Below are 5,929 nucleotides of genomic sequence, written 5' to 3' on the forward strand. Positions count from 1 at the left end.
TCAGGCTAGGAGGAAGATTGGTAAAGAATGAGAGCATCTGATCCCGCTTCAACTGTCGCTTGAGGACCGTCTTGCCATGTTGATCAACGCCATGTAATTGGAAGAGATGTTTTGCCAGATCAATGCCGATAGTCGTAGCCTTCATGGTGGTCGCCTCTCTCATCAGTGGGAACTTACATTCGCCACTTTGGCACTCAGATGCCGTCTTGGGGAGGGGCGACCATCCCATTAGCTATCGAGGTCGATATCGGGTGTGTGGCGGGGTTGCAGGTTCATCAGCTTGGCCGGTTGGAGGAAGAGATTTTCTATCTTACGCAGATGAGCGGGCACTCAACAGGGCAGGGGAAGTCTTGAAAAGGGTTCCATTATTGGCTGATTGCCAAAAGTGAGGGGAGGGTCACAAAGGTACCATCCCGAGTCACGGGCGTGGTCGGGATGGCGGTTTACTCATCTGCTCTGTGGCATGAGCCGTTATCGGGTGGCCCCGGCCTGCTCGGCGTTTGGCTCCTGCTGGCGCTCTACCTTCTCTTGCTGGCGTTCCGCCTGCGCCTCCAGCTCCTTGCCGAGGAAGTAGTTCAGGAAGGTGCGGATGACTGCGATGATGGCAAGGCGGATCAGCTCCTCCTTGCTCGGCGCCACCGTGGTGGCCAGGATGTCGGCGGCCAGCTGGAACTCCAGCGCCAGAATGAGCCAGCTGCCAAAGCAGAGGCGAATGCGCGGAAAGCCGGGTTGGTGATCCCGCACTCTTGCCGCCAGCCAGAGGGTCTTGCCAAGCCCTATCACCACACAGGCGATGGAGATGATCTCCAGCAGCAGCTGGAACAGCTCGACCCCGTGCATCATGCCCTCTCGCAGGCTCGCTATCTCAAACACTCGGGTCACCTCCCTGATTCAAAAGAGGATACTATTAACATATTGCTCGGCAAAGGCCAAATCCGGCTCAGGCAATCAGTTTGAATTCAATCACATAGAGCGGCGGCAGAGCGGGGTAGATATCGCGGATCACATCTTTCAGCTCGGGGAGGCTCATGTTCTCCTGACGGGCGTGCTCGTCGTTTAGTTCATCGAAGGCCACTGTATTGACGGAGAGCACCTCGATGGTGCCAAAGGGCTGGTGTTCCGGGTTGGTGAACAGCGCCAGCCGCTGGCCGGGCTGCCAGTTGGCCTCGCTCTCGTCGCGTATGGTGATGGTCTTGCGGCCCGCCTGAATATCGGCGACGAAGCGGCTGAAGAAGGTGAATTCGGGATAGGAATGGGCTGACATGGTAACTCCTGACAGGGTGAATCGAAATTGGGTGAGTAGACATCAAAGGTCGAGATAGGTGCGCAGCCTGGCCAGATCGGCGATGGCGGGGCCCTCGGCCCCTTCGCAGACGATCCCCTGTTCGATCAGCTCCTTGAGGGCGCGGCGGTAGACCCGCTCGGTGGTGCCAAAGCGCGCCGCCTCGTGGGCCCGCTTGCGTGACCCCAGCATCGGGGTGCGCTGCCGCTCACGCCACAGCTCATAGGCGATGTTGTAGGCGATGGGGTGGAGCAGGCGGCTGGTGGTGATCTCCAGAGTATCGAGATAGTCGCTGGCGAGCGCGGCGGCAAAGAACAGGGTTAGCTCGGGTTCGGCCAGCAGTCGCTGGGCCAGCTTGTGGGCGCAGATGACCCGGGCATCCAGCTCGGTCTCGGCCACCACGTTCCACTGCACCGGGGTGGCGCTGAAGAACTCCATCTCGCCGAAGATCTGGCTGTGGCAGGCTATTTCGCCAAGCTGGAAGCTGCGGCCCGAGTGCACCGTGCTGTTGAGGGAGACCCGACCACGTTCGACCAGATAGAGCTGCTCGCTCTGCTCCCCCTGGCGCATGATCAATTCGCCCGGCAGGTAGCGGCGCAGAAACAGGGTGCAGGCGTCGAGCGCCGCGGCAAAGCGGGGTTCAAGCTGCTGGAGTTCGGCGTGAAAACGGCCGAGGGGGTAGGGCTGTTGCTGCATGACTTGCCTGTCGCACCGGATGACGAGGGCCATGAGGCTAGCAAGAGTGCGGGCCGGATACCAGCCCGCACGGTAGCGGATGTGCCGCAGTTAACGGTTTGCCGTTTATTGCGCCAACGCGTGGAGGGCGGCAGCGATGGCGTGCTGCTCACCGGCCATCATCGCCTGTTCGGCGCTGGCGTAGTCCGCCACCCCTTGCTGCACATCCTGCTCGAACAGCACCACGTTGCAGAGCACGGCGGCCACCCGCACCTTGCGCAGGCGCCCCACGGTCAGCAGGGAGGCGGTCTCCATATCGGCACCGAGCACGCCACGGGCATGCCAGTAGCGGCAAACCTCCTGCTCGTCATCCCGATAGAAGCTGTCGTGGGAGCGTACCAGCCCGTGCCAGTAAGGCTGGCTGCCAGTGGCCACATGGTTGAGCAGGGCGGCCTGCAGCCAGATATCGGCACAGGCGGGGTACTCGGCAGGCAGATAGGCCTGTGAGGCCCCCTCATTGCGCACAGCGCCTTCTACCACGATAAGGTCGCCTAGCCCGATGTCGTGTTGCAGGGCACCAGCGGAGCCGACCCGGATCAGCGAGCGGGCACCGGCTTGCACCAGCTCCTCCAGCGCGATGATGGCCGAGGCGCCACCGATGCCGGTGCTGCAGACCGTGATGGGCAGCCCCTGATAGCGGCCGTTGATGAGGCGAAACTCCCGGTTTTGCCCCAGCACCTCACACTGTTCAAGCTGGCTGGCGATGCGATCAACCCGGGCCGGGTCGCCGCACAGCACCACCCGCTCGGCAATCTGGTCGGGGCGGCACTGCAGATGGGGTAATAACGTCATGGCTTACAGACCTTGTGGTTGGCGCTTGGCGGCAATCACCCAGAGGCGGGTGCCGTTGGCGGCGATAAACAGCAGGATCAGGTACTCCAGCGACATGGCATAGACGCCCTGCGCGGCATAGACACCGATGCTGATGATGTTGATGACGACCCAGAGGATCCAGTTTTCCACGTATTTGCGGGTCATCAGGATCTGGGCTACCACCGAGAGCACCGTCATGCTGGCATCCCAGAACGGGAAGGCATCGGGGGAGGGCTCGGGGGTGGCAAGGTTGGCACCAAACAGGTTGAGCAGGGAGACCGAGGTACGCGCCAGGGTGGCGAAGACCGGGTCGATATAGCGGGTCAACAGGGCGATGGCCAGCACGCTCACGGCGGCGGTCACCATCAGTTTGGATTTGCTGAGCCAGCGGATCTGCAGGGTATCCCCCTGATCGTTGGCCGGGCGGGTCCAGGCGTACCAGCCGTAGACGTTGGCGCAGAAGAAGAACAGCTGCAACATCAACAGTCCGTAGAGCTGGATCTGGAAGAAGATGATGGCAAACAGGCTGACGTTGATCAGGCCAAACAGGTAGTTGATGGTCTTCTCCTGACTGGCGAACCAGATACAGGCCAGCCCGAACAGGGTGCCGATGGCTTCAATCCATGACATGGCATAGCCGCCACCCAGCGGTATGGTCACCAGCGTGTTATTGATGCTGAACAGCTCGAATATGCTCATTTTCTGATCCTTGGACATGAGGGTTAGTATGCGAGGGCGCCATTCTAAGGGGTGAGGAGGAGGAGGGGCAGGACTTTTGTCCGCCCCGTACTTGGCCCATATCAAAGAAATCGCCGCTGCTGCCCGGTTATTCCAGCAGTGATGGGTTATGGGGTCCCGATGGGCCGGACTTTATTGATATGTAGCAAGATGATAGCGCCATGGCTGTGGTCTGATAGAGTCCACTCTCCGGGAGGAGAATCACGTGATAAAAGGAGGTTGTATTGAATTCCGAGCTTGTCTGGGTGCTCTGTCTGCTGGCTGGCGCCATCTATCTCTTTATGACCAACAAGGTGCGCATGGACGTGGTCGCTCTGTTGATCATTATCCTCTTTGTGCTGAGCGGCACCCTCACCCTGCCGGAGGCGCTGGCGGGCTTTAGCGATCCCAACGTTATCCTGATTGCCGCCCTGTTTGTGGTGGGGGAGGGGCTGGTGCGCACCGGCATCGCCTATCAGGTGGGGGATGCATTGGTTAAGGTGGCGGGTAGCAGCGAGACCAAGCTGCTGGTGTTGCTGATGGTGGCGGTGGCAAGTCTGGGGGCTGTGATGAGCAGCACCGGGGTGGTGGCCATCTTTATCCCGGTGGTGCTGAGTGTGGCGAACCGGATGGGGATCCCGGCCGGTCGCCTGATGATGCCCCTCGGTTTTGCCGGGCTGATCAGCGGCATGATGACGCTGGTGGCCACGCCCCCCAACATGGTGGTCAACAGCGAGCTGATGCGCCACGGCATACATGGTTTCGGGTTCTTCGATTTCACCCCCATGGGCGTGCTGATCCTGGGGCTGGGCATCCTCTACATGCTGCTGGTGCGCGGCTCCCTGGTGGGCGAGGGGGAAGAGGGTAAGGGCAAGCCGACCGGGCGCCGCACCCTGCGCGATCTGATCCGAGACTACCGGCTGGCCGGCCGTGCTCGTCGTCTGGCGCTGCGGCCTGACTCCCCGCTGATTGGTCACACCCTGGACGAGCTGCAACTACGCGCCCGTTATGGTGCCCACGTCATCGGGGTGGAGCGCTGGCGCAAGTTCCGCCGGGTGATGGTGCCGGTGTCGGGGATCAGTGAATTTCAGGCCAAGGATGTGCTGCTGATCGACATGTCAGATCCCGAGGTGGATGTGCGGGCGTTTTGCAGCGAGGCACGGCTCGAGCCGATGATCCTGCGCGGGGAGTATTTCTCCGATCAGGCGCGGGAGGTGGGGATGGCCGAGGTGTCGCTGATCCCCGAGTCCAAGCTGCTGGGTAAAAGCGTGCGGGAGGTGACCTTCCGCTCCAGCTATGGTCTGAGCGTGGTGGGGCTGCGCCGCGACGGTGAGGCACTGGCAGGCAAGCTGGTGGACGAGCTGCTGCAGATGGGGGACACCCTGCTGGTGGTAGGGAACTGGAGCCACATCAGACAGTTGCAGACCCATAGCCGCGATTTTCTGCTGATGGGGTTGCCCGCCGAAGTGGACGAGATGGCCCCCGCCCGCAGCCAGGCTATTCATGCCCTCTTCTGTCTTGGAGTGATGATCCTGCTGATGGTGACCGATCCGGTGCCCAACGTGATTGCCGCGCTGATCGCCTGTCTGCTGATGGGCAAGTTTCGCTGCATCGATATGGAGAGTGCCTACAAGTCGATCCACTGGCCGACCCTGATCCTCATCGTCGGCATGCTCCCCTTTGCGCTGGCGCTGCAAAAAACCGGCGGGGTGGATCTGATCGTCGGTGGTCTGATCAATGCGGTAGGGGAGATGGGGCCGCGGGTCATGCTGGCCAGCCTGTTTGCCCTCTGCGCGGTGATCGGGCTCTTTATCTCCAACACCGCCACCGCAGTGCTGATGGCGCCCATTGCGCTGGGCACGGCCCAGCAGATGGGGGTATCGCCCTATCCGTTTGCCATGACCATTGCCATCGCCGCCTCGGCCGCTTTTATGACGCCGGTCTCGTCACCGGTGAATACCCTGGTATTGGGGCCGGGCAACTACAAGTTTGCCGATTTTATCCGTATCGGGGTGCCATTCACCCTGTTGGTGATGGCGGTGAGTGTGGTGGCGATCCCCTGGTTCTTCCCGTTCTGATAACCGGGATGATGAATGTGTGCACCAGCGGCCTGCGGGCCGCTTTTTTATGGCGAGAGTGGCAAGGCGTGCTCGGAATCAGTGAAGGGTGGCGTTAAGGCGAAGAGGGAGTGATACAGGGATGAGAGACAACCAGAGAGACAAATGTCAGATACAAAAAAACCAGCGTTAGCTGGTCTGTTTGGTACTGCTATTAATGGTGCGGAAGGAGAGACTCGAACTCTCACGCCTAGGGCGCCAGAACCTAAATCTGGTGCGTCTACCAATTTCGCCACTTCCGCAATATTAATGGTGGCTATGACGG

The 5,929-nt window shown here is 60.8% G+C and carries 6 protein-coding genes, 1 tRNA gene and 1 pseudogene; 1 reads left to right on the forward strand and 7 read right to left on the reverse strand.

From position 1 onward, the window contains the following. The 6 genes and pseudogenes from BN1115_RS22220 to pnuC all read right to left on the reverse strand — a co-directional run. Positions 1-145 (reverse strand): annotated as a pseudogene (locus BN1115_RS22220) (IS110 family transposase); the annotation flags it as partial. 326 nt (positions 146-471) lie between these two features. Beyond that, positions 472-873, reverse strand: coding sequence for a DUF1622 domain-containing protein (locus BN1115_RS09390; protein WP_082034822.1), 402 nt, complete (start codon positions 871-873; stop codon positions 472-474). Between the two features lie 67 nt (positions 874-940). After that, positions 941-1,264 (reverse strand): N(4)-acetylcytidine aminohydrolase, encoded by a 324-nt coding sequence (gene yqfB / locus BN1115_RS09395; protein ID WP_042656941.1) that lies wholly within the window; start codon positions 1,262-1,264, stop codon positions 941-943. Positions 1,265-1,306: 42 nt separating this feature from the next. Further along, a complete protein-coding gene (locus BN1115_RS09400; RefSeq protein WP_042656942.1) occupies positions 1,307-1,978 on the reverse strand; it encodes a Crp/Fnr family transcriptional regulator in 672 nt (223 codons plus the stop codon). Positions 1,979-2,083: 105 nt separating this feature from the next. Beyond that, the gene (locus tag BN1115_RS09405) at positions 2,084-2,809 is read right to left on the reverse strand and encodes a nucleoside phosphorylase (RefSeq protein ID WP_042656943.1); all 726 of its coding nucleotides are present in this window, start codon (positions 2,807-2,809) and stop codon (positions 2,084-2,086) included. A 3-nt stretch (positions 2,810-2,812) separates the two neighbouring features. Further along, positions 2,813-3,529, reverse strand: coding sequence for a nicotinamide riboside transporter PnuC (pnuC, locus tag BN1115_RS09410; RefSeq protein ID WP_042656944.1), 717 nt, complete (start codon positions 3,527-3,529; stop codon positions 2,813-2,815). Between the two features lie 263 nt (positions 3,530-3,792). On the opposite strand from pnuC, the gene BN1115_RS09415 reads away from it, so the two are divergent. Then, entirely contained in the window at positions 3,793-5,625 is a 1,833-nt protein-coding gene (locus tag BN1115_RS09415; RefSeq protein WP_042656945.1) for an SLC13 family permease, read from the forward strand. A 197-nt stretch (positions 5,626-5,822) separates the two neighbouring features. On the opposite strand, the gene BN1115_RS09420 is transcribed toward BN1115_RS09415, so the two are convergent. Then, a tRNA-Leu gene (locus BN1115_RS09420) sits at positions 5,823-5,906 on the reverse strand. Between the last annotated feature and the right edge of the window lie 23 nt (positions 5,907-5,929).

The sequence above is a fragment of the Aeromonas allosaccharophila genome, from assembly GCF_000819685.1.
Lineage (GTDB): Bacteria > Pseudomonadota > Gammaproteobacteria > Enterobacterales > Aeromonadaceae > Aeromonas > Aeromonas allosaccharophila.

Bases quoted from the DNA above. Each gene is read 5' to 3' on its own strand.
- pnuC (WP_042656944.1), bottom strand. From the start codon at position 3,529: ATGAGCATATTCGAGCTGTTCAGCATCAATAACACGCTGGTGACCATA.
- BN1115_RS09405 (WP_042656943.1), bottom strand. From the start codon at position 2,809: ATGACGTTATTACCCCATCTGCAGTGCCGCCCCGACCAGATTGCCGAG.
- BN1115_RS09400 (WP_042656942.1), bottom strand. From the start codon at position 1,978: ATGCAGCAACAGCCCTACCCCCTCGGCCGTTTTCACGCCGAACTCCAG.
- yqfB (WP_042656941.1), bottom strand. From the start codon at position 1,264: ATGTCAGCCCATTCCTATCCCGAATTCACCTTCTTCAGCCGCTTCGTC.